20 protein-coding genes are annotated in these 22,960 nt (G+C 64.5%); 9 read left to right on the top strand and 11 right to left on the bottom strand.

The features are described from left to right. Window positions 1-552: 552 nt before the first annotated feature. Complete coding sequence (locus ACQR3T_RS22730; protein ID WP_428694902.1) at window positions 553-1,371, top strand: hypothetical protein; 819 nt, start codon at window positions 553-555, stop codon at window positions 1,369-1,371. Between the two features lie 307 nt (window positions 1,372-1,678). Here the strand turns inward: ACQR3T_RS22730 and ACQR3T_RS22725 are convergent, their stop codons facing one another. Together ACQR3T_RS22725 and ACQR3T_RS22720 are read right to left on the bottom strand one after the other, a co-directional pair. Beyond that, the gene (locus ACQR3T_RS22725; protein WP_428694901.1) at window positions 1,679-2,185 is read right to left on the bottom strand and encodes a hypothetical protein; all 507 of its coding nucleotides are present in this window, start codon (window positions 2,183-2,185) and stop codon (window positions 1,679-1,681) included. 241 nt (window positions 2,186-2,426) lie between these two features. Continuing rightward, window positions 2,427-2,915, bottom strand: coding sequence for a hypothetical protein (locus tag ACQR3T_RS22720; protein ID WP_428694900.1), 489 nt, complete (start codon window positions 2,913-2,915; stop codon window positions 2,427-2,429). On the opposite strand from ACQR3T_RS22720, the gene ACQR3T_RS22715 reads away from it, so the two are divergent. Then, window positions 2,853-3,221 (top strand): tyrosine-type recombinase/integrase, encoded by a 369-nt coding sequence (locus tag ACQR3T_RS22715; RefSeq protein ID WP_428694972.1) that lies wholly within the window; start codon window positions 2,853-2,855, stop codon window positions 3,219-3,221. The genes ACQR3T_RS22720 and ACQR3T_RS22715 overlap by 63 nt on opposite strands. A gap of 523 nt (window positions 3,222-3,744) precedes the next feature. Here the strand turns inward: ACQR3T_RS22715 and ACQR3T_RS22710 are convergent. The 4 genes from ACQR3T_RS22710 to ACQR3T_RS22695 form a co-directional block, all read right to left on the bottom strand. Then, the gene (locus tag ACQR3T_RS22710) at window positions 3,745-4,851 is read right to left on the bottom strand and encodes a hypothetical protein (RefSeq protein WP_428694899.1); all 1,107 of its coding nucleotides are present in this window, start codon (window positions 4,849-4,851) and stop codon (window positions 3,745-3,747) included. A 73-nt stretch (window positions 4,852-4,924) separates the two neighbouring features. Beyond that, on the bottom strand, window positions 4,925-6,004 hold the full coding sequence (gene ychF, locus ACQR3T_RS22705) for a redox-regulated ATPase YchF (protein WP_032386277.1): 1,080 nt from the start codon (window positions 6,002-6,004) through the stop codon (window positions 4,925-4,927). A 12-nt stretch (window positions 6,005-6,016) separates the two neighbouring features. Continuing rightward, a complete protein-coding gene (locus ACQR3T_RS22700) occupies window positions 6,017-6,811 on the bottom strand; it encodes a TIGR03620 family F420-dependent LLM class oxidoreductase (protein WP_428694898.1) in 795 nt (264 codons plus the stop codon). A gap of 34 nt (window positions 6,812-6,845) precedes the next feature. After that, window positions 6,846-7,682 carry a helix-turn-helix domain-containing protein gene (locus tag ACQR3T_RS22695; RefSeq protein ID WP_428694897.1) on the bottom strand — a complete coding sequence of 279 codons (837 nt, stop codon included), beginning with the start codon at window positions 7,680-7,682 and terminating at the stop codon, window positions 6,846-6,848. A gap of 102 nt (window positions 7,683-7,784) precedes the next feature. Between ACQR3T_RS22695 and ACQR3T_RS22690 the strand changes: the two genes are divergently transcribed. Then, window positions 7,785-8,555 carry an SDR family NAD(P)-dependent oxidoreductase gene (locus tag ACQR3T_RS22690; RefSeq protein WP_428694896.1) on the top strand — a complete coding sequence of 257 codons (771 nt, stop codon included), beginning with the start codon at window positions 7,785-7,787 and terminating at the stop codon, window positions 8,553-8,555. 22 nt (window positions 8,556-8,577) lie between these two features. Here the strand turns inward: ACQR3T_RS22690 and ACQR3T_RS22685 are convergent, their stop codons facing one another. From ACQR3T_RS22685 to edd, 3 genes are all read right to left on the bottom strand, one after another. Next, the gene (locus ACQR3T_RS22685; RefSeq protein WP_428694895.1) at window positions 8,578-8,892 is read right to left on the bottom strand and encodes a CD225/dispanin family protein; all 315 of its coding nucleotides are present in this window, start codon (window positions 8,890-8,892) and stop codon (window positions 8,578-8,580) included. A gap of 84 nt (window positions 8,893-8,976) precedes the next feature. After that, entirely contained in the window at window positions 8,977-9,594 is a 618-nt protein-coding gene (eda, locus tag ACQR3T_RS22680) for a bifunctional 4-hydroxy-2-oxoglutarate aldolase/2-dehydro-3-deoxy-phosphogluconate aldolase (protein ID WP_428694894.1), read from the bottom strand. A gap of 30 nt (window positions 9,595-9,624) precedes the next feature. After that, complete coding sequence (gene edd / locus ACQR3T_RS22675) at window positions 9,625-11,448, bottom strand: phosphogluconate dehydratase (RefSeq protein ID WP_428694893.1); 1,824 nt, start codon at window positions 11,446-11,448, stop codon at window positions 9,625-9,627. A 142-nt stretch (window positions 11,449-11,590) separates the two neighbouring features. On the opposite strand from edd, the gene ACQR3T_RS22670 reads away from it, so the two are divergent. The 6 genes from ACQR3T_RS22670 to ACQR3T_RS22645 all read left to right on the top strand — a co-directional run bounded on the left by ACQR3T_RS22670 (window position 11,591) and on the right by ACQR3T_RS22645 (window position 18,765). Further along, window positions 11,591-12,772: an ROK family protein gene (locus tag ACQR3T_RS22670; protein WP_428694892.1), complete on the top strand. Its 1,182-nt coding sequence runs from the start codon at window positions 11,591-11,593 to the stop codon at window positions 12,770-12,772. Window positions 12,773-12,906: 134 nt separating this feature from the next. Next, a complete protein-coding gene (locus ACQR3T_RS22665; protein WP_428694891.1) occupies window positions 12,907-15,180 on the top strand; it encodes a carbon starvation CstA family protein in 2,274 nt (757 codons plus the stop codon). Next, a complete protein-coding gene (locus tag ACQR3T_RS22660) occupies window positions 15,181-15,351 on the top strand; it encodes a YbdD/YjiX family protein (protein ID WP_072692145.1) in 171 nt (56 codons plus the stop codon). A gap of 115 nt (window positions 15,352-15,466) precedes the next feature. Then, window positions 15,467-16,933, top strand: coding sequence for an AlkA N-terminal domain-containing protein (locus ACQR3T_RS22655; RefSeq protein WP_428694890.1), 1,467 nt, complete (start codon window positions 15,467-15,469; stop codon window positions 16,931-16,933). Then, the gene (locus tag ACQR3T_RS22650; protein ID WP_428694889.1) at window positions 16,930-17,427 is read left to right on the top strand and encodes a methylated-DNA--[protein]-cysteine S-methyltransferase; all 498 of its coding nucleotides are present in this window, start codon (window positions 16,930-16,932) and stop codon (window positions 17,425-17,427) included. Before ACQR3T_RS22655 ends, ACQR3T_RS22650 begins: the two co-directional genes overlap by 4 nt. A gap of 96 nt (window positions 17,428-17,523) precedes the next feature. Continuing rightward, window positions 17,524-18,765 (top strand): AI-2E family transporter, encoded by a 1,242-nt coding sequence (locus ACQR3T_RS22645; RefSeq protein WP_032380846.1) that lies wholly within the window; start codon window positions 17,524-17,526, stop codon window positions 18,763-18,765. Here ACQR3T_RS22645 and ACQR3T_RS22640 read toward each other — a convergent pair. Next, window positions 18,747-21,755 carry an AAA family ATPase gene (locus tag ACQR3T_RS22640; RefSeq protein WP_428694888.1) on the bottom strand — a complete coding sequence of 1,003 codons (3,009 nt, stop codon included), beginning with the start codon at window positions 21,753-21,755 and terminating at the stop codon, window positions 18,747-18,749. The two genes, ACQR3T_RS22645 and ACQR3T_RS22640, sit on opposite strands and share 19 nt — an antisense overlap. Beyond that, a complete protein-coding gene (locus ACQR3T_RS22635; RefSeq protein ID WP_428694887.1) occupies window positions 21,752-22,936 on the bottom strand; it encodes an exonuclease SbcCD subunit D in 1,185 nt (394 codons plus the stop codon). The genes ACQR3T_RS22640 and ACQR3T_RS22635 overlap by 4 nt, the downstream gene beginning before the upstream one ends. Window positions 22,937-22,960: the final 24 nt, after the last annotated feature.

The following is a 22,960-nucleotide window of genomic DNA, read 5'->3' as shown; positions in this document are numbered from 1 at the left end:
TGGCTCTGCGTGTCTCCTGTAACCCCGGGTTACGGGCGACAACAGGTGTCTCGGCAGACATACCGTAGAGGTGACATATGCCGTCACCCCTACGAGGCCGCACTGCACTTCAGCGGCCACGAGCTGTCAGTGTCCACCGTCTAGCTAGATACTCGATGTTGCACAGGACTTTTCAGTACCGATAGCTTTGGGGATGGCGGCTCGCTCCGCGATCGGCGGAACCAGAATCGACGACAGACGGACTAGAGGGCTCGACCATGGAACGAACTCGACGCGGCCCTGAAGGCACACACGAAGACGTCGAGATAGCGACGATAGAACCGTTGGTGACGACTGCAGAGCTAGCAAGGATTCTGGGATGTGCTCCCCAGACGATTAGGAAGCGTCGGGTGGTCGGGGGGCATCCGTTTTTCGACAAGGACGTGACGAATCGCGTCGACAACGCGTCGTTTAGCTACGCCCCGGATAGGCGTCGCACGGGCACGACCGACCGGACACACCGCCAAATAGCGCTTCAACTCGATAGTGACGTCTGTCGGCAATGATGTGCCGGTGACCGACATCAACAATCCAGCGCACAGGCTGCACGGCGCACTCACAGCGATGAAGCAAAACCTTCACCCGGACGTCGCGCTCATCTCGGCACTCCCCAACCTTTTCCAAACCGATCGGCAGGACGAACTTTTCAGAAACCTCGCCACGCTTGCCGCACTACCCGAGCAGGCACTGAACGCGATCGCCGCTGTCGCCACAAACCAAAATGTGCCCACCGATGGACCCCAGTACTCGCTCTACACGGCGTGGTATCCCAAAGTCCGTCGAGCGTTCGACAACTTGAACTCACTCGCGAGCGCAACGTCAACAGTTATTCGAATCTACGACGAAGCCGACCTCCACAGCCTGCAAGCCGCCGCATTCTGGATCTCACCCCAGTACCCGCCCACCGCTGACCAAAACGACATCGCGGCCCTACGCGACCGCGCCGTCGAACTCGCGCAACTCGTCCGCGACTGCAACGAACTCCCCAACGCACTGAAAGTCGCATTGCTCGACCACATCGCTCGACTAACCACCGCGCTCGACCGAGCCTGGCTCACCGGCACCTCTGGACTCCGCAGCGCCAGCGACGAAGCCTACGGTGCCATCATCCGAACCCTCACCCACACCGGACAGCCCGAAACCCCACGAGGCCGAACAACGCTCCAACGCGTCGGCCAATTCGTCACCGCCGTCGGACTGATCACCGGCACGCTCGGAGGCATCGTCGCCCTCCCAGGACAAGTCGAGTCCGCAGTCCACGTGTTTACTGGCACCGACGCGCTCCCCGCAGTCGAGCAACCCGCCGCGATCGAGGGGGCGGTCGACGAGTAAGTCCGGCACCATGAGTAGTTTCCGATCTGTCGGAAACGACGTGACACGGTGCGTCACCCGGTCACCCACGGCGGCGTGACACGGTCTGTCTCCCCGTCCATCGGCTGCAGGGATACCAACCGTTGCGCGCACGTCGCTTCAGTGACGCGGCCTCAATTGCCAACGCGGTCCGGCAGGTGATGTTGTTGAGGGTCGACAGCGCACGGAACGAGAGTTGTCCACGAAGGCCAGAGCAAATTATTTGACGGCAGCAATCCCCAAGACTGCCGACAGTGGGCAGCGAGCGCCGACTTCCGTCCACGGGCGTCTAATCCTGCGTGCTTGGTCTCCGTGCCGGCAAGAAGACGATGACCAAGTGCAGGACGCCTAACACGGCTGCCAGCGCGAGCGACGCGAGAGCAAACCACCCGATCGTAGACGTCGCCGCCCGGAGAAGCGCGAACTCGGGCTCCGCCTCGATGTCGCGCACAAGAACAGTCCCGGCCCACCACGCCGACGCCCCGATCAGACCCCAGAGGAGAAAACTGTTCGAGCCGCTCAGTGCAGCTTGGCTTGCCACCCTCTTTGCTACGTGCTGGGGAGGAACCGCACTGATCCTTGGGGACGTGCCGACGGCGAGAGCCCACAACCGGTCGTCGATGCTCTGCGCAAGTGCGGTTTTCGCTTCCGACGAATCGGGCAACGCTGTCAACAGCTCCACGTCGGCCTTCAAGCGTGTGCGCTCGTCCTGTTTCGACAACCTGGATCCGAGATACGCCAGGGCAAAGGACAGTACCGGTACACCAAACGCAGTCAGGATTGTTTGCCACTCCACGAGGAGACCCTAGCGTTCGACACTGACCAAGACGCGACAGCGACCTACCTGTGCGGCAGCCTCGCGTGCGCGCCCGTACGTGCGCAACGCGCTACCGGGTGGGCACGCGTCTTTCCCAGTGTTCGGCCCTTCCTTGAGCAGGACGGATGCGCGTTGTTGGGGGGTGTGGGGCTGTATTCGGATTGTTGGGTAATTGCAGGTGCGAGGTCGGCGATGGCGAGTTCGTAGGCAAAAGTTGCGGTTACGATGCCGCCGGTGGGATGAGGCCGCTTCCTGTGAGGTCGTCGGCTTGGAGGCCGTTTACCGTGCCGGAGAGCCATTCGGCTTCGGCTGAGGCTCCGCAGGGGCCATAGTTGAGATACGCGGCATACCAGTCGGCTGCGTCGAGGGTGTCGTTTCCGACGTTGCGGAGCTCGAAGGACGTGGGCGTGAAGTTGCTGTATCCGGTTCCGGTGCCGTCGAATTGGTTGCTCGATGGCCCTTCGGCGAGCGCAGTAATCGTTACGGCGAGTCCGTCGTCTGTGGAGGTGATGGTGTCTCGTAGTCCGGCAATGTTGTTGGTTGTCGCTGAGGGCGTCGCGGGTTCGGCAAGCTCGACGGCGGGACAAGTGGCCGTTCGGGGTGATGGAGTGTCGTCGCTCAACGCGGAGATGGCCACGCCGAGTACATCGCGACGTGGCGACCCGGAACCGATGCGGACCGCTGGCTGCTCCCGGGCGAGAACAGTCACCCGTGGCATCAGAACTCGGTCGGCTACCGTTGGATAGAGACCAAGAAGGTGGCCGCACAACCGGATTGGCACCTGCACGATCTACGCCACTTCTACGCGTCGGGGCTCATCTACGCCGGCTGCGACGTCATCACCGTGCAGCGCGCACTTGGCCACAGCTCGCCGAACGTCACGCTCTCGACATACGCCCCTCTGTGGCCGAACGCCGACGACCGCACCAGGACCGCCGCCGACCAAATGTTCGCGGAAGCCCACGGACGCTCAAGCGACGGACCAGTCCACTTGAGTCTGGCCCGTCATGTTTAGCGTCTAGCCCGCCGAACGAAGTCTTGGCGGCTCTGCCGAACGCTGACCAGAGAGTGCATCGACCTGGTACCGGATCGCCCCGAGGAGAAACCAAATGCGAGACCCCAGATGCGTCACCAGCGTCAAGGTGCACGCAACCAACAAGGCTTTGACGGCGCCGGATGTAACCACCAACTGAACGAGAACAATGGCAGTCAAGCTCACTGATACGTATGCCGCGGCTGTCGCCGCACGTGCGAAGCCATAGGCCGATAGCATCGGATCGGATCCCTGCCAAGTTCCCTTAGACTCCGCCCCCGCAAGATCTTTAACGCGGGTAACGCTAAGCGTGCACAACGCCAGAAGGACACCCGACACGATGGAAGCGCCCGAAAGTAGCGCTCCGATTTCTATCGACGGTCTTGCGGTGATTGTGTACCCAAACACGAACGCCGGAACCACGAACCCGAGCAAAACACGCCCTGCCGTCATCCGGCCGTCTTTGGGCCGCCCCAAGCCTTGACGCGCCCAAGTCGCGAATCTGCTATAGACCTTGATTAGTGCTTGACCCGTTCTCATCGACTGCAATCTGCATCACTGGGGCGTCGGCGGGATGTTTCCATGTCGTCGCCTCCCATCCCGGGGCGAGAGTGACCCCGCCAGCTTTTGCCAAGTCTCGCACTGCGGTACGACACTCTTGCACGAACTTATCCTGGCTTGGTGGTTCATCGGTCGTGCCGGTCATGACGAAGTACTGCTGGGCGTCTAGTCCCTCGAAGGTAATTGTCCGCTCTCGACCATCGTCATTCAAGACCGTCGCCTTTATCTCGACCACATCATCGCGAAGCCGAATCTTTATCCGATCGTCTGCGAGGTCATCGACCTCAAGCGGGAGATCGATTTCGCGCAAACCACCGTCAGCGAGCTGTCGAGTGAAGTTTCGACGAAACAGGCGTAGTCGGCGACCTGGCAAGAGTCCACCCGACGCTTGGAAGATACGTCGATTAACCTCTACCATTCCCCGGCTGTAGCCCTGGGCACCCTCTGACGACTTCGTAGTAGTTGGCGCTCGAATAGCGACCTCACACCCTACGAGCCTGCCCTCTTCGAGCGCGTTCTCGACCTGGGACCACAACGATGCCTCGCGAACCGTACTGATAACAAGACGGTAACCGCGGTGAGCGAGTGCGAATTGCTTGATCAACTCTGCTCGCCACTCGGTCGGCAAGGTGTAGCGTCCGTCCTTCTCGATGAGAAGCCAACCTTGGTTCGAATCCTTGGGGACGGTCGCCATCACCCAAAACGGCGACCACTCAACGCCGGACGCATATCGCTGCCGCTGCTTGCCTCCCTTTTTAAGACTGATCGAACTGGCCCTACCGGACTCTCCGCCATCCATACGCCACGAGAGGGTCCTGCCGACTCGTCTGACGTCCGTTGGTTGTCCAAAATGTCTTAGTTCCCGCTCAACGAGCTCACCTTTTGGTAGGCCGTCCACGAAGGCGCTAATCGAGGTCAGCAGGTCCGCGCCAGCCCCGTTGAAGTTGGCGACGAACAACTCGCGCTCGTCGGCGGTGCGAAGAATGCGTCGATCCACCTCGACACGCATTGAGTAGGGCACGACCTTGCGGTCGCTCGTCCAACTCACCATTTATGAGGCCTCCGTATTGTCCTGCGTACCCATTGCGTACCAGCAGCTCAATCCATCCAGCTGACCTGCAGCGTCAAACGTTGAAACGGAACTCCACGACATCGCCGTCGGACATGACGTAGTCCTTGCCCTCGATGCGCACCTTGCCGGCAGCCTTGGCCGAGGCCATGGAACCCGCGGCAACCAGGTCGTCGAAGGAGACGATTTCGGCCTTGATGAAGCCGCGCTCGAAGTCGGTGTGAATGACGCCCGCAGCCTGGGGTGCCGTGTCGCCTCGATGAATTGTCCACGCGCGAGCCTCTTTCGGGCCTGCGGTGAGGTACGTCTGCAGGCCCAGAGTGTGAAAGCCGGCACGCGCGAGAGCGTCGAGACCGGGCTCGGTCTGTCCGACGGATTCGAGCAGTTCCGCTGCCGATTCCTTGTCGAGTTCGAGCAACTCGGATTCGATCTTCGCGTCGAGGAACACCGCATCGGCGGGCGCGACCAGGCGAGCCAGTTCGCCGATCTTCGCGTCGTCGGTCAGCACTGACTCGTCTGCGTTGAAGACGTAGAGGAACGGCTTGGTGGTGAGCAGCTGGAATTCACCGAGCAGCTCGAAGTCCAACTTCGCCTTGGCCGAGAACAACGTCTTGCCGTCGTTCAACACGGCCTGTGCTGCCAGCGCCGCGTCGAGTGCGGGCTTGCGATCCTTCTTGATCCGCACCTCTTTCTCGAGGCGCGGGATGGCCTTCTCGAGAGTTTGCAGATCGGCGATCGCGAGCTCGGTTTCGATGACCTCGATGTCTGCGGTCGGGTCGACACGACCATCGACGTGCACAACGTCGTCGTCGGCGAAGACACGAACGACCTGGCAGATGGCGTCGGCCTCACGAATGTTGGCGAGGAACTTGTTGCCCAGGCCTGCGCCCTCGGACGCACCCTTGACGATGCCGGCGATGTCGACGAACGACACCAGCGCAGGCACGAGCTTCTCCGAACCGAACACCTCGGCCAGCTTCTCGAGCCGGGGATCCGGCAGCGCGACCACACCGACGTTGGGCTCGATGGTGGCGAACGGATAGTTCGCGGCCAGCACATCGTTGTTGGTCAGTGCATTGAAGAGGGTGGACTTGCCGACGTTGGGCAGTCCGACGATTCCGAGGGTGAGGCTCACGGTCTATGGAGTCTACTTTGACAACGCCACCAGCTCGGACAGTGCCCGGCCAGCCTCGATACTCGACGCACCCAGCGGTGCCAGAACGACGTGATCTGCGCCGGCAGTGTGGTGCGCGGCCACTCGCTCGGCGATGTCGTCGACACTCCCCCACACCGCCAAGCCGTCGACCAGACGGTCGCTGAGATCGTCGACATCCGCCTCGGTGAACCCCATGCGCAGGAAGTTCTGCCGATACCCGGGGACCGTGGCAAGGAAGCTCAGCGGTTCCCGAGCTGCAGCACGCGCCCGATCCGGATCGGACTCGACCACGACGAACTGGTCGACCACCAACGTCGACCCACCGAGTGCACTGCGCGCCTGCGCCGTCCACTCCGGCGTCACCAGCAACGCGATTGCGCCGGCGGCGCGGTCCCGCGCCATCTCCAATTTCTTCGGACCGAGCGCCGCGAGCAGAAGGTGATCGGCGGGCACCTCGAGTTCGTCGAGGTACTTCCTCAACCCGGCCAGAGGCCGAGCACTCTGCGGCCCTCCGAGGCCGAGGACGAATCGACCGGTGCCCGAGAGCTCGTCGAACAGTTCTCGGGTCTGTGCAGGCGAGTACACATCGACCGGCGCGATCCCCGGAACGATGGTCGCGTTCTCGGTCGCGTGGACCAGATCGGCCAGCCTGCCGAGTCGATCGAGCTGCCCACCCGGCAACCAGACCGAGGTGAATCCGAGTGATTCCAATTCCCGCGCATCGTCGAGGTACGACGGTGACACGTCGATGGAAATTCCGATTGTGCCGAGACCGAGTGTGTCCATGGCTACGACGCTAAAACCTCGAGTGTTGTTCAGGTCAAGAGGTGATCGCCGAACTCGGGTCCCAGCTCGCCAGGATCGGCAGTACTTTCGCCGTGCTCGACCCTTCCTCGACCGTGTAGACGATCAGACTTTGATCCGGCGCGCTCGGCGACGTCAGAAACTCGATCCCGAATTGCAGGGTGCCCGCCGCCGGGTGCTGAATGATCTTGGTGGCACCTGCAAATTCGGCAACCTCGTGATCGCTCCACCATTGTTCGAAACAAGGCTCGGACGAACGCAATTCGTCGATCAACGCACCCAGGGTCGGGTCTCCCGGTCGACGAGCAAGATCGCGGCGAAGCGCCGCGACCGAGGCGGCCGCGAATTGCGACCAATTGACGATTCGCTCGCGGGCGATGGGATTGCGGAACAGATAGTGGAACAACGAGTGATCAGCGGACGGTTGCAGACTCAGTACCGATCGAACCAGCGAGTTGCTGGCCAGGACTCCCCCGCTGCGCCCGAGCAGGATCACCGGGACATGATCGAGCGCCTTCATGACCTGGAGCAGACCTGGATTCGGTAGCTGCGCAACATCCTCGGTGGGCATCGCCGGGGACGCGAGATCGAGTAGATGCGCAGACTCGACCTCATCGAGCTTCAACGCGCCGGCGATTGCCCGCAGCACCTCGGTCGACACGTTGGCCTGCCGACCCTGTTCGAGTTTGCTGTAGTAATCCGGACTCACTCCGGCCAGAGCCGCCAGCTCTTCGCGCCGCAGCCCCGGCACCCGTCGGGCACCGGGATACGTACGAATCCCGGCCTCGACCGGAGTCATACGGTCGCGCCGATCACGCAGAAACGCACTGAGGGCGGACCTGTCCTTGTTCACGAATTCCACAGTAGCGACATGGGCGATTGCCAACCTGGTCATGACAGACCTAGGCAGAACGACGCCTGGTTGACTGCCTCGACCGACCGTAGACATGGCGTCATGACTTCTTCTACTTCTCCGCAACTCCTCGGACGCACAGCCGTCGTCACCGGATCGACCAGTGGGATCGGTGCTGCGATCGCGCTCACCCTCGCCGATCATGGGGCATCGGTGGTCGTCAGCGGCCGCGACGCCGAGCGCGGCAAGGCCCTGGCGCACCGCATCACCGAGGCAGGCGGCACTGCGACCTTCGTCGACGTCGATCTCGCGGGGAGCTACCAGGAGCTCCGCGAATTCGCTGCCCGCACCACCGACGCTCTCGGCGGCCGCGTCGACGTTCTCGTCAACAACGCCGGCATCTATCCAGCCACCGCCACCGCGGACCTGCCCGATGATCAGCTCGACGCGATGCTTGCCGTCAACATCCGAGCTCCACACGTGCTCGTCGGCGCGCTGGCCCCGGCCATGGCCGAGCGCGGTAGCGGAGTCATCGTGAACATCGGGTCGTGGATGGCTACGATGGGCAGCCCCTTTGCCGCCATGTATTCCGCCACCAAGGCAGCCGACGAGCAACTGACCCGCAGTTGGGCTGCAGAATTCGGCCCACTCGGCGTGCGAGTGAACTCCCTCGCGCCCGGAGCGACACTGACCCCGGGCAACGAGGATGCTCGTCAGGTACTCGACGCGATGACGGCCGGCACGCCGGCAGGCACCGTGCTCTCTCCGCAGGACATCGCCGACGGCGTTCTGTTCCTGGTCTCGGACAGCGCCGCGATGGTCCACGGGACGACCCTCTACGTCGACGGCGGTATCTCGGTCACCCGCGGGTGAGCAGCACACCGCCGTCGACCGGTCACATGGTCGAGACGACCAAGCCGATGAACGCAAGGTAGAGAACGATGAAGGCACCGAAGATGATCAGCGACAGCTTCCCGAAGAACCCGGCCCGATTGGACGAATACTCCGCTCCCTGAACGTCTCCCATCATCCACAGCGGGTGCACCTTCAGTGCGTGGTTGAACGCGGGAATGGCCAACGGCCAGAAGAAGATGACGGCCACGACGGCCCAGCCTGCATTGGAGGACGGCAGGCTGGGCGTCTGGACATAGGGCTGCGCAGGTGGAAACGGCTGTGCGGCTGGGAACGGTTGCTCGTACGGACCTGACATGAGAATCTCCCCCGATTGTTCGATGACGGACAACCAGTAGGACGCCGTATCGACACGTCTGGTTCCCTCGGAGGAGGGGGAATGTCAGACCAGTTCGGCTGTGGCTGCCGCAAGAGCGACGATTGAATCCCAATCTTGTTCTGCGACAGCCGCAGCCGGAGTGAGCCACGATCCCCCGACGCATCCGACGTTCGGCAGCGCCAGGTACGCCGACGCATTGGCGGTGGAGATTCCACCCGTCGGGCAGAAGCGTGCGGCCGGGATCGGCGAGTGGATCGACTTCAAGAAGTTCGCGCCACCGGACGCCTCGGCCGGGAAGAACTTGAGCTCGGTGTAGCCGGCTTCGAGCAGGGTGAGCACCTCGGATACCGTTGCGGCACCGGGCAGATGCGGTAGTCCGGTATCACGCATGGCCTTCGTCAGCGAAGGCGTGCAGCCAGGCGAGACCAGAAACTGAGCACCCGCGTCAGCGGCCTGCTTGGCCTGGCCGGGAGTGATGATCGTGCCTGCACCGACGAGGATCTCGGGGACCTCGGCGGCGATACGCTCGATGGCGTCGAGCGCCACCGGTGTCCGCAAGGTCAGCTCGATGACGGGCACTCCGCCCGCCACCAAGGCACGTGCGATCGGAACGAAATGATCGAGGTTCTCGATGACGACGACGGGGATGACGGGTACGCGGTCGAGCAGAGATGCAGTCACGTTCTTACCTTCTTGTGGAGTTACAGGGACTCAGCGCATGACGAACATTGCGCCCTCGTCGGCAGGGCCGACGAGCGCACGCATGCCCGAGAACAGGTCACGACCGGTGCTGGACCATTCGTCCTTGTCCAGGACTCGTCCGGTGACCGGTCGAGCCTCGAACTCGTCGAGCGGAACATCGATCGACAATGTGCCGTCGAGAGAGTCGAGGGTGATCATGTCACCGTCGAGAATTTTCGCGATCGGTCCGCCACTCGCCGCTTCGGGCGTCAGGTGGATTGCTGCGGCCACTTTTCCGGAGGCCCCCGACATCCGGCCGTCCGTGATCAGCGCTACGGACCGCCCCTTGTCCTGCAGGATTCCCAGAGCCGGAGTGAGCTTGTGCAACTCGGGCATGCCGTTCGCCTGGGGGCCCTGATAACGCAGCACTGCAACGAAGTCGCCGTCGAGAAGCCCTGCATCGAATGCCTCGAGGAAGTCCGCTTGGTCGTCGAACACTCGTGCCGGTCCGGTGACCACCCGATGTTCGGGTGCCAACGCAGAAGTCTTGATGACACACTTTCCGATCGGCCCGGTCAGCATCTTCAGTCCACCGTCGGCGCTGAACGGCTCGTTCGCGCCACGTAACACGGTGTCGTCGTGGCTCATCCGAGTACCGTCCTGCCACATCACCCCGTCGCCGTCGAGCTTCGGTTCTTGTGTGTAGCGCCGCAGGCCCTGCCCGGCAACGGTTTTCACATCGTCGTGCATCAATCCGGCGTCGAGCAGAGAGCCGATGACGAACCCGAGTCCACCGGCCGCGTGGAAGTGGTTGACGTCGGCTTTGCCGTTGGGGTAGATCCTGGCCATCAGCGGCACCACGGCCGACAGATCGGACAGGTCCTGCCACGTCAGCGTGATGCCGGCAGCTTTCGCGATGGCGACGAGGTGCATCGTGTGGTTGGTCGAGCCGCCGGTGGCCAGTAGCGCAACGCAGCCGTTGACGATCGACTTGACGTCGACGACCTCCCCCACCGGGGTGTAGTTGTCTCCGAGGGACGTCAGACCGGTGACGACGTGGGCGGCCTCGCGGGTGAGCGCGTCGCGCATCGCGGTTCCGGGGTTGACGAACGACGAGCCCGGCAGATGCAGACCCATGACCTCCATGAGCAGCTGATTGGAATTGGCCGTTCCGAAGAACGTGCACGTGCCACTGCCGTGGTACGACGCGGCCTCGGCGTCCAGCAGTGCCTCACGGCCCACCTTGCCCTCGGCGTACAACTGGCGAGCTTTTGCCTTCTCGCCGTTGGGAAGTCCGGATGTCATCGGACCCGCGGGCACGAACACCGCAGGCAGATGACCGAAACTCAGTGCGCCGATGAGCATTCCGGGGACGATCTTGTCGCACACGCCGAGCATCAGGGTGGCGTCGAACATGTCGTGGGACAACGCAATTGCCGTCGACATCGCGATGATGTCCCGACTGAACAGAGACAGCTGCATGCCGTCGCGGCCCTGGGTGATGCCGTCGCACATCGCGGGGACGCCACCGGCGAACTGCGCGATGCCGCCGGCGTCGATGACCGACTTCTTCAGTACGGCCGGGTATGTCTCGAACGGCTTGTGCGCCGAGAGCATGTCGTTGTAGGCGGAGACGATCGCGATGTTGGGCTTGACCATGCCGCGCAGCGCTTGCTTGTCGGCCTTGCCGGAGGCCGCGAAGCCGTGGGCGATGTTGGCGCAGGCGAGTCGGCCACGGGCTGGGCCTTGATCCCCGGCAGCAGCGATTCGAGCGAGATATGTGGTGCGGTCGGACTGGCTGCGGTCTGCGATGCGGTCGGTGACCTGACGCAGGACCGGATGAAGTGTGTCCATGAGCATCTCCGATGTTCGGTCTCTCACGACTCAGCCTAAGGCCGGTTAAGTCCATCAGCAACCCAACTTATGTTTTTCGAAGTTCTAAGTAGCAATTCTTAGGGTGTTGCCGTAAAAGTTGCCAGTTGGTTGAATGGCGTCTATGTCGATGCCGCGCCTGAGCGCTCCACCTGCGACCGCAGGTGAGATCTTTGCTCTGGTTCGCGACGGTGAAGCCGATACCCGCGCGGAATTGGGCCGGATCACCGGACTGTCCCGGTCGGCCGTCGCCTCCCGTGTCGCCGCACTCGCCGGCCTCGGCTTGATCATCGAAACCGAGGACACCCAGTCGACGGGTGGACGCCCCCCGGCGCGATTGTCCTTCGACGTCGACGCGGGTGTCGTACTCGCGGCCGCGATCGGACGCAGCCGCTCGCAACTGGGCGTCTTCGCTCTCGGTGGGGAATTCCTCGCCGGCGATACCGTCGATCAGGAGATCGGCATCGGACCGGACGAGCTGATGCCGCAGATCACCAAGCGATTGCAGGCATTGCTCGACGAATCGCACCGAACCGAACATCGCATTCTCGGTGTCGGCCTGTCCATCCCCGGCACCGCCGACACCGCGCGCGGGTGCAGCCTGGACTCACCGATCATGCACGGCTGGGACGGAGTGCCACTGGCCCCGTTCTTCGCCGACACCACATCCGCTCCGGTCTTTCTCGACAACGACGCCAACGCGATGGTCCTCGCCGAACGCCGGGACAATCGAGATCGCTTCCAGAACGCCCTCTTGGTCAAGGCCTCGACGGGTCTCGGTGCCGGGATCGTCGCGGGCGGCGCACTACAGCGTGGATCACTGGGCGCAGCAGGAGAATTCGGCCACACCAAGACCGCAGCCGCAGCGGGCGTCGCGTGCCGGTGCGGCGACAGTGGTTGCCTGGAGGCCATCGCCGGCGGCTGGGCGTTGGTGCGCGCGTTGAACGAGCAGGGCCGAGAAGTGGGCCACATCCGCGGTGTCGTCGACCTCGCGGTCAGCGGTGACCCCGAAGCACGCAGACTCATCCGTGACAGTGGACGCCACATCGGTGAAACCCTGGCCGGAGCGGTCAATCTGCTCAACCCCGAGGTCCTCATCGTCGGCGGCGACATGGCCAATGCGTACGACATCTTCGTTGCAGGACTGCGCGAGACCGTCTACGGAAACGCGACCGCGCTGGCCACCAAGGCTCTCACCATCCAGGCCACCACCCACGGCGACCTCTCCGGGGTCATCGGTAGCGCAGCACTGGTGCTGGATCAGGTACTCAGCGCTCGGGCCGTCGACGACGCCCTCGGTAGCTGACGCCCCCGGCGACATTTCCGTTCGTCGCACTCCAGCGACCGCCGGGCGCAACGCGATGCGTCGATTCGAGGACGAGCACCGGCTGCCCACATAGGGTGATCGCAGTCACACCTGCGATCCTGGAGACCCCACACATGTCACTGAAAGCACCCGACGATCCACACGTCGAACTGCTGAAGACAGATCCCGACCTACCACCCGTCGGCGTCGTCGAGTCACATCCGATGACGCCGATCAAGCGTCTGATGCTCGTCGCGACCGGCCTACTCGGCGGTGTCGCCTGGACGATCATCGCCATCGTGCGTGGGGAGAACCCCAACGCCGTCTGGTTCGTCATCGCCGCCGTCTGCACCTACATCTTCGCGTTTCGCTTCTACGCCAGGTTGATCGAACGCAAGATCGTCTTTCCTCGAGACGACAGAGCGACACCGGCCGAGATTCTGGAAAACGGCAAGGACTACATGCCGACGGATCGTCGGGTGCTGTTCGGCCACCACTTCGCCGCGATCGCTGGAGCCGGCCCCCTCGTCGGACCCGTGCTCGCCGCCCAGATGGGCTACCTACCCGGCACGATGTGGATCATCATCGGCGTCGTGTTCGCCGGTGCCGTCCAGGACTTCCTGGTGCTGTGGATCTCGACGCGCCGCAACGGCCGCAGCCTCGGCCAGATGGCCCGCGACGAGCTCGGCGTCGTCGGTGGTACCGCAGCGCTGATCGCGGTGTTCGTCATCATGATCATCCTGATCGCGGTGCTGGCACTCGTCGTCGTCAACGCGCTCGCCGAGAGCCCATGGGGCGTCTTCTCCATCGCGCTGACCATCCCGATCGCACTGTTCATGGGCGTGTACTTGCGCTTCCTGCGACCGGGCAACGTCACCGAGGTCTCGCTCATCGGTGTCGTCCTGCTGCTGCTCGCTATCGTCGCCGGCGGCTGGGTTGCCGAAACCGAGTGGGGCACCGACTGGTTCACCCTCTCCAAGGTGACCGTCGCCTGGTTGCTGATCGGCTATGGCCTGCTCGCCTGCATCCTGCCGGTGTGGCTGTTGCTCGCACCACGCGACTACCTGTCGACGTTCATGAAGGTCGGCACCATCGCGCTGCTGGCCGTCGGCATTCTCATCGCTCGTCCCGAGATTCAGATGCCCGCCATGACGAGCTTTGCCACCGAGGGCAACGGCCCGGCATTCGCGGGATCGCTGTTCCCCTTCCTGTTCATCACCATCGCCTGCGGTGCACTCTCCGGTTTCCACGCTCTGATCTCCTCCGGCACCACGCCGAAGTTGCTCGAGAAGGAAAAGCAGATGCGCATGATCGGCTACGGCGGCATGCTCACCGAGTCGTTCGTCGCCATCATGGCGCTCATCACCGCATGCGTTCTCGATCAGCACATCTACTTCGCATTGAACGCACCGGCGACGTTGACCGGCGGCACTCCGGAGACTGCGGCGACGTACGTCAACGGATTAGGGCTGAGCGGCGGAGACATCTCGGCGGCCGAATTGAGCCAGGCGGCAGCCGATGTGGGCGAGGAATCGATCATCTCCCGCACCGGCGGCGCACCGACACTCGCGTTCGGCATGTCCGAGGTACTGCACCAGGTGTTCGGCGGCGAATCGCTCAAGTCGTTCTGGTACCACTTCGCGATCATGTTCGAGGCACTGTTCATTCTCACCACGGTCGACGCAGGCACCCGCGTCGCGCGCTTCATGCTCTCCGACAGCATCGGCAACCTGCCCGGCGCCTCGGCCAAGAAGTTCAAGGATCCGTCGTGGCGTCCCGGTGCCTGGATATGCTCGCTGATCGTCGTCGCAGCCTGGGGCGCAATCCTTCTCATGGGCGTCACCGATCCCCTGGGCGGCATCAACACCCTGTTCCCGCTGTTCGGTATCGCCAACCAGTTGCTCGCGGCGATCGCGTTGACGGTAGTGATGGTCATCGTCGTCAAGCGTGGCCTCTACAAGTGGGCCTGGATTCCCGGGGTTCCGCTGGCCTGGGACCTGATCGTCACCATGACGGCCTCGTACCAGAAGATCTTCTCCTCGACCCCGGCCATCGGCTACTGGACTCAGCACTCGCAGTTCCGCGACGCCAAGGCGCAGGGACTGACCGAGTTCGGCAGCGCCAAGACACCCGCGGCCATCGACGCCGTCATCCGCAACACCTTCATCCAGGGCACGCTGTCGATCATCTTCGCGGTACTCGTCCTGGTCGTCGTGATCGCCGGAGTGTGGGTGTGCATCAAGGCCGTTCGCGGAGCTGATCTGCCGGACAACGAAGAGCCGGAGGTGCCGTCGAAGATCTTCGGTCCCAGCGGCTTCGTGCTCACTCCGGCCGAGAAGCAAGTGCAGGCCGAGTGGGACGAGCTGATCGACGCGGGCACCGTCCGCAGACCCGGATCGGCGCACTAGATGCGCGGGCTGTGGTGGTGGATCACCTCGGTGATGGGCGACCACGATTACGACCGGTACGTCGCCCACCTGGCTCGGCACCACCCGGGTCAGGAACCGCCGACCGTGCGTCAGTACTGGAAGGACCGGCACGCGGAAGCGGACCGAAATCCGGGGGCCCGCTGCTGTTAGGGCTTCGCCCTCGTGCGCGTTTTGCGTAGCTGGAGGTACGCAAAACGCGCACGAGGGGCGCAGCCACGTCCGATTCCCGCTAGCACTGGCGGGATCGCGCTGACACAGTAGGTACATGAGCAGCGAACGGCAGGTGCAAGAACTGGACTTCGATCGGTGTTATCGCGCGGTCTCCTCACGTGACGCACGGTTCGACGGTCAGTTCTTCACCGCCGTTCGCACCACCGGCATCTACTGCCGCCCGTCCTGCCCGGCGCGCACACCCAAGCCGGGCAACGTCTCGTTCCTGGCCACGGCCGCCGCAGCTCAACAATCCGGCTACCGTGCCTGCCGCCGCTGCCAGCCCGACGCCACCCCCGGTTCCCCGCGGTGGAACATCCACTCCGACCTCAGCTCTCGCGCTATGCGACTGATCTCCGACGGGGCCGTCGAGCGCGGCGGCGTCGACGGCCTCGCCAGCACCCTCGGTTACTCGAGCCGGCAACTGACTCGGGTGTTGACCGCCGAGGTCGGTGCAGGCCCGCTGGCATTGGCCCGCGCGCACCGAGCGCACACCGCCCGCACACTGATTCAGACCACGGACATGTCGATGGCCGACATCGCCTTCGCAGCAGGCTTTTCCAGCGTTCGGCAGTTCAACGACACCGTCAAGGAAGTCTTCGCCGTCGATCCGTCGACGCTGCGGCGGGAGGCACACCGCACCGCGGTGACAACCGCGGGTGGCACGGTGACGTTGCGACTGCCCTACCGCCAGCCGTTGGACCGCGGCTGGATCGAGTGGTTCCTTCGTGGCCACGTGGTCGAGGGCATCGAATCGTTCTCCGAAGACGGAGAATACGTCCGATCACTGCGCCTGCCGCACGCCGGTGGACTGGTGGCCCTGCGGGTGATGGACGGATTCGTCAGTGCCGCAGTGACATTGCAGGATATGCGAGACCTCGCTCCCGCCGTCGCCCGAATCCGACATCTCCTCGACCTCGACGCCGATCCGCTTGCCGTCGACGACGCCCTGCGCGCCGACCCGCAGTTGGCACCGAGTGTCGAGGCCCATCCAGGAATTCGGGCACTCGGGGTGGTCGACGGCGCAGAGATGTTGCTGCGCACCGTGATCGGACAACAGATCTCCCTGAAGGCGGCGGCCACCCACACTGCCCGGCTCGTCGACGCGCTCGGCGCACCACTGGACCTGGGCGACGGAAGCGTCACCAGGTTGTTTCCCGAGGCCGCCGTCATCGCCGAACGCGGTCACGAGGTTCTCACCGGCCCTGCGGCCCGCGTCCAGACCGTCATCCGCGTCGCCGACGCCATCGCGTCGGGAACCGTCGAGCTGCATCCCGCGCGCGAGGGTCCCGAACTGGAGCGAGAACTGCTGGCGCTCAAAGGCATCGGACCGTGGACCGCTCGTTATGTCGTGATGCGGCTGCTCGGCGACCCCGACGTTCTCCTCGACACCGACCTGGTCGTCCGCCAGGGTGCGCAAGCCCTGGACATCTCGCTGAAGAACTCAGCCCGCTGGGCACCGTGGCGCTCGTACGTCTCGATGCACCTGTGGATCACCGCACTGGAAAGAAGACAAGCATGACCGCTACGTCCGCCACCCGGGACACCCCGATCGGCCCGTTCACCACCATCGTCGACGCCGATCAGCGCGTACTCGCGTCGGGCTGGACCGATGACATCGAGGAGCTGCGAATCCTGATCCACCCGACGATGCGACCCGACACCGTTCGCAGTGCCGCCGACCTCGGCACGGTCACCGACGCCGTCGACGCCTACCACCGCGGCGAACTCGATCGGATCGACGATGTGCCGGTCGCGCAACGGTCCGGTGAATTCCTGATGCACGCCTGGGATGTACTGCGCACCGTCGAACCCGGCGCTCCGGTGACCTACTCCCACTTCGCGGAGCTGTCGGGCCGACCCGCCGCCATCCGCGGTGCGGCGTCCGCCTGTGCGCGCAATGCGGCTGCGCTGTTCGTGCCGTGTCACCGGGTGGTCCGTATCGGCGGTGCCCTCGGCGGATTCCGTTGGGGATTGCCCGCCAAGAAATGGCTGTTGGCACACGAGAGCGCCTGACCGCTGCCGCGTCGGGTGGCGGTGGCCCGCGGCCGAACGGTCCCGGGCGTTATGGTTCTTCACGATCCGCCATCCGCCGAATGTGAGGAAGCCCCAGTGACCGAATCGGCAGTGCCAGGAAAATCCACGGCATCCGCCACGTCCGGCAAGGACCGCGGAGACCTCATCGGGGTCGGCGGCCTGTGGCTCGCGAAGTGGTCGCTCATCCTGGTGTCGATCGCGGCCGGAGCGTGGGTGTTCGGTTGGCTGATCGGTCATCTGTGGGTGATCCTGTTGCCGGTGCTGCTCGCGGTCATCGTCGCGACCGTGTTGTGGCCGCCGGCGAAACTGATGATGCGGCTCGGATTTCCTCCCGCGCTGGCCGCGTCGGTCTCGCTCGTGGTGTTCTTCGTCGTCATCGGCGGTGTCATCACCCTGATCATTCCGTCGGTGGCCGAGCAGGCTCCCGAGTTGGTGGACCAGGCGTCGGGCGGAATTGCGCAGGTGCAGGACTGGCTGAAGGGGCCGCCGCTGAACATCGGTGATGACCAGATCGACACGGCCGTGTCGGCCATCATCTCGCGGCTGCAGGACAGTGGAGACGTCATCGCTACCGGCGTGTTCAGCGGCGTATCGGCAGCCGGCTCGCTGCTGGTCACTCTGGCGCTGGTGCTGGTTCTGTCGTTCTTCTTCGTGAAGGACGGTCCGAAGTTCTTGCCGTGGCTGCACGGGTTCTCCGGTGGCCGCGCCGGACGCCATCTGGGCGAGGTGCTCTCGCGGATGTGGGCGACGCTCGGCGGATTCATCCGTACTCAGGCCATCGTCAGTTTCATCGACGCCTTCTTCATCGGCCTCGGACTCGTCATTCTCGGCGTTCCGCTGGCACTGGTACTCGCAACACTGACATTCCTCGGTGGGTTCATCCCGATTGTCGGTGCGTTCGTCGCGGGTGCGCTCGCAGTTCTCGTGGCCCTGGTGGCGAACGGGCTGACCACGGCGCTGATCGTGCTCGCCATCATCGTCGCGGTGCAGCAGTTGGAAGGCAATGTGCTGCAGCCGATTCTGCAGAGTCGAAGCATGAACCTGCATCCGGCGATCGTGCTCCTCGCGGTGACGGGCGGCAGCTCGTTGTTCGGCATCATCGGTGCATTCCTCGCAGTTCCGGCCGCTGCCGTTGCCGCAGTGCTGATCCGGTACCTGTCCGAACAGATCGACGCACGCTCGAACGAACCGGACCAGGACGAACTCGAAGACGAGATCCCGCCGCCCGAGGGACTGACCGACGAGCAGGCCGGTCTGGACGACGAGGGCGAGTCGAAGCCCGACAAGACTGCCTCAGGTCAGGACGCGACGACCTGAAGCGTCGAACCGGTGCGTTCCCGTTTGACGTAGAGGCGACTGGGAATGCGCTGGCGCATCTCGTCGACGTGACTGACGACGCCGACTACGCGTCCGCCTGCGCGTAGTTCGTCGAGGACGGCCATCACCTGCTCGAGAGTGTCGGCATCGAGCGTGCCGAACCCCTCGTCGATGAACATGGTGTCGAGTACGACGCCACCGGATTCGGCGGCCACCACATCGGCGAGTCCGAGAGCGAGGGCGAGCGAGGCGAGGAACGCCTCCCCGCCGGAGAGGGTCTTCGCCGAGCGCACGACACCGGTGTAATCGTCACGGATGTCGAGGCCGAGACCACCGCGCTTGCCCCGGGCACCCGCCTCGTCGGAATGGACGAATTCGTATCGCCCCGAGGACATCCGACGCAGTCGCGCCGAGGCCGACTCGGCGACGTCCTCGAGCCGGGACGCGAGAACATAGGACCGCAGCGACATCTTCCTGGCATTCTGACCGCGCCCGGCCACCACGTCCGCCAGGTTGGCGAGCTCGTCGAATTCCGCGCGTTGCGGCGCGATGGCCTCAGCCGCAGTCGACAGTTCGGCGATCAGTCGTTCCAGATCGTCTGCGCGCCTTCGGCATTCCGCTACCGTGGCGGCGGCGGATCTAACCTGCCGGTCCAGCTCGGTACAGGCCTGACGCAGCGGATCCAGGTCCACCGGCGCATGCCCGGCGACGGCAACGATGGTGGGCTCACGGAGTACATGTTCGGCATGCGCCCGACGCTCGTCGGCGGCGCGGAGTTCGGCCTCGATTCGCTCGACGCGATCGGCGGTCAGAACGGCCCCGGCAGCGGCCTCGACGGAGGCGAAACTCGATGCGGTAACTCGTCGGTCGAGCTCGGCGCCCAGCGCATCGGACTGTGCGGTGGCATCGAGCCAGACGATCCGTGCCTCCTGGATTCGCCGCGCACCGTCGATCAGGGCCTCACGTTCGGCAATTCGATCGATCAGCGACTCGCCCTCGCCCACTTCCTGCGACACCGATGCACGCATCTGCGTCATCGATTCCTCGGTAGCCGATATTCGCTCGTCCACGGCCACGCGGGACGCGACGAGGTTGTTGAGTGTGACCGTCAGTTCGTCCGTCTCACGGCGCAGTCGGCTCAGTTCCGCCCGCGCCGGGTCGGCATCCGCGGCGCTCCCACGGGCATCCTGCACCGAACTCGTTGCGGTATCGAGGGCCTGGGTCAGCTCCGCGAGAGTCGCTCCCCCGGTGCGATCGTGCAGCAGGTCCACTGCGAGTCTGGCCTCCGCGACAGCCCCGACCGCCTGATCGCGGGCGGCAGCTGCCTTACGTTCGGCAGCGGCTGCCTTGTCTTCCTGCGCCTTCGTCACCGTCGACGTCGAGGCCGCAGCGGGGTGAGGATGCGCGGGGGATCCACACACCTGGCACGGCTCGCCGGCATTCAAGCGGGCCGCCAGCTCTGCCGCCATCCCGTCGATGCGGCGCTCACGAAGATCGAGCAGGTGCTCCCACGCGGTGTTGTGTGCGGCGGCGGCCCGGTCGCGGGAACGTTCGCTCTCGAGAAGCGCAGCGCGCTTGCGTACCAATTCGATAGCGGATTCGGCGGCCACGCGAGCCCGTTCGCAGCGCTCGTCGAGGGCCGGCAGCTGTGTCGCGGCAGCATCGGCTCGCGCTACCCGAGATTCGGCGGCCGCGATCTTCTCGGGCATCGACGCCTGCCGCTGCTCGGTGCGCTCGATCTGCGCTGCGATGCTGCGTTGTTGCGCTCGATAGTCGACCAGGGCACCGTCGAGCTTGTCTGCTTCGCGTACGACCCCGAGCAACGACTGCATCCTTGCGACGTCGGTGGTCCAGTCGCGCACGAACTGCGCGACGACGGTGCGCTCGTCCGCAGGATCGCCCGGCGCGGGTGGCCAATGCAGGGCGTCGTGAAACCGCTGCCCCTCCAGCGACGTCGGTAGCTCGCGTTCGGCTGCGGCCAGCGCGGCGGTAGCCGCCTTGCCCGCCGCCCGTGCCAGAGACAGATCCGCAGCGGCGTCGGCGATCGGTCCTGCGGCCGCGGAATCTGCCAGCTCGGTTCTGCGCGCTGCTCGTGCCTCCTCCCCCGCGTGATGCTGTGCGAGTTGCTCCTCGGCGAGAGCGCGCCTGCGCTGCAGATCCAGAACGATCGTGGCCTGAGCCAACGCCTCGGACGCCCGCCGAGCTGCCGCGTCGACCAGCACCGCGCGCCCCTGAGCAAGGGTCCGATTCTGGCGAGCGTCGGCCAGGACGTCGGCCGCCCAGTCGAGCGGGTCCTGTTGTTCGCGGTCGTCGGTGACGGGCTCGGGCACTCCCGATGCCTGCGATACCCGCCCGAGCATGATGTCGATGTTGTGGTGGGCATCGGCGAGATCGGCGGCCAACTCTCGGCGGCGCTGCGCGAACCACTCTTCGACGTCACCGAATCGGCCTGTGTCGAAGAGCCTTTCGAGCAGGCTCCCGCGCTCGTCACTGTCGGCTCGCAGGAATCGGGCGAACTCGCCCTGAGGTAGCAGCACCACCTGGAAGAACTGATCGGCGCTCATTCCCAGCAACGCGTTGACGGCATCGCCGATCTCGCTCAGCCGGGTGAGGTTCTGCCCGCGACCGTCGAGCCAGGTGAGACTGGCTTTGGCGTGTTGCTTGGTGGTTCCGGTGCTTCTGAGCTTGGGGCGCAGGAACTCCGGACTGCGCACGATTCGGATGCGCCGTCCGCCGAGGGTCGCCTCGAGGGTCACCTTCGGTACCGCTCCCATGGCCGCGTGGTCGGACAGCAGTCGCTTACCCTCGCGGCGCGCCCCTGGCACGGTTCCGTACAGGGCAAACGCCACGGCGTCGAGAACCGTCGTCTTGCCGGCCCCCGTGTGCCCGTGCAACAAGAAGAGCCCATCGGCTCCGAGCGCATCGAAATCGACCGTCTCGGTACCCGCGAAGGGTCCGAAAGCGGTGATCTCGAGCGAATGCAGCCTCATGCAGCACCGCGGTCTGCGGCAGCGCCGTCGGTGACCTCGTTCTCGCGCTGCACCGACGCCAACGCGCGGGCCAGCAATGCCGACTCCGCTGTGGTGGGCTCGCTACGCATGTCCGTCAGGAACGAGGTGGCGATGGCGAGATCACTGCGACCGCGCACCCGGTCACGGTAGCGAAGCTCTCCCGACCCCCCGGGGCGACGCCACTCGAGGTGTATTGCGTGCTGAAACCGCTGCTGCAGCAACCGCATTGCGTCCACCGGACGGACGTCGTCGGTGAGCACGGCAGAGACGTAGTGGTCCTCGACATCGGAATAGGTTGCGTCCGAGAGCAATTCCTCGACCGTGCCTTCGATGCGGGCGAGCCCGCGCACCACCGGCAGGTCCACTCGCTCGACGCTGCCGAGTCCGTTCGCGTCGAGTTCGAGAATCCACACGGCCTTGCGGTGCGATCGCTCGCCGAACGAATACGGCAGAGGAGACCCGGAGTACCGCACTCGGTCGGTGAGAATCTGCGGAGAATGCAGATGACCGAGCGCCACGTAGTCGACTCCGTCGAACGCCGACGCCGGTGCGGTTTCGATGCCGCCGGAAGAAATGGACCGCTCCGATCCGGTCGCCTCACCACCGACGATGAACGCATGCGCGAGCACGACCGACCGAACATGTTCTCCTGCAGCGGCTCTCGCATCGAGGTCGCCGCGAACACGATCCATCGCGGCTCCGAGCACCTCGGCGTGGGTACGCGCTGCAGGAACATCGAGTTCCAGGCGGGTGGTCTCCGGCTCGAGATACGGAATGCCGTAGAACGCAACGCCGCCGTGCTCGTCGTCGATGACGACCGGCGTGGCGACATCGCCCACCCGAGTCATCAGGTGCAGGCCTCCCGCCGACGCGAACGCAGCACCGGCTCCCAGCCGAGCCGGGGAGTCGTGGTTCCCCGACGTCGCGACGATGACGGCACCCGCTGCTCGAATTTCCTCCAGCCCGCGATTGCAGACCAGCACGGCGTCGGCGCTGGGCACAGCACGATCGTAGATATCGCCCGGTACCACCACCACATCGATCGATTGTGCCGCAACCAGTTCCGCGATGGACCCCAGCACAGCGCCTTGATCGGCCAACAAGTCGACACCGTGAAAGGTGCGACCTATGTGCCAGTCCGAGGTGTGCAGGATTCTCATGCGTTCGACGCTATCGGCAAGCAC

Origin of the sequence: Rhodococcus sp. IEGM1428, from assembly GCF_050321865.1 — a bacterium.
Classification (GTDB): Bacteria; Actinomycetota; Actinomycetes; order Mycobacteriales; family Mycobacteriaceae; genus Rhodococcoides.
This window is presented reverse-complemented; position numbering and strand designations above follow the sequence as displayed.